Source organism: Clostridium sulfidigenes, from assembly GCF_052067195.1.
Taxonomy (GTDB): domain Bacteria; phylum Bacillota; class Clostridia; order Clostridiales; family Clostridiaceae; genus Clostridium_J; species Clostridium_J sulfidigenes.
This window is the reverse complement of sequence record NZ_JBQHQR010000046.1, coordinates 1-425: the sequence shown is the minus strand read 5'-3', so window position 1 is coordinate 425 and position 425 is coordinate 1. Positions and strand designations below refer to the sequence as shown.

1 rRNA gene is annotated in these 425 nt (G+C 32.9%); it reads left to right on the top strand.

Annotated features, from left to right (window positions below):
• Positions 1-344: 344 nt before the first annotated feature.
• A 23S ribosomal RNA gene (locus ACTNBA_RS19115) occupies positions 345-425 on the top strand; the annotation flags it as partial.

Sequence of the window (425 nt, the reverse complement as noted above, 5' to 3'; positions counted from 1 at the left end):
TTAATCCTTCATGACAAACTGGTACTTTAACTCTGTTTAATTTTGAGAGACCAAATGATTAGTTCATTAACTCTCAAACTTAATAATTTTATTAGAAACGAGAAAGTCAAGAAAACGACTGAGCGAGGAACGGAGTTTACTAAGGTAAATGAGTACCAGAGTGAGGAAGTTGACGCAGAATTTCGAAGTTTATAATAAAATTGAATGTTCTTTGAAAATTACACAGTGAAATATATTGTTAAACCTTTAAATTTAAAGATAAAACAATTTCGTCAAGAATTTTAATTTGAATTCTTTGTAGAATGAAAATCTAGTCTTAATCGCTTAAGATTAGTAAATGAATAGGTCAAGCTACAAAGGGCGCATGGTGAATGCCTTGGCACTAGGAGCCGAAGAAGGACGCGATAAGCTGCGATAAGCTTTGG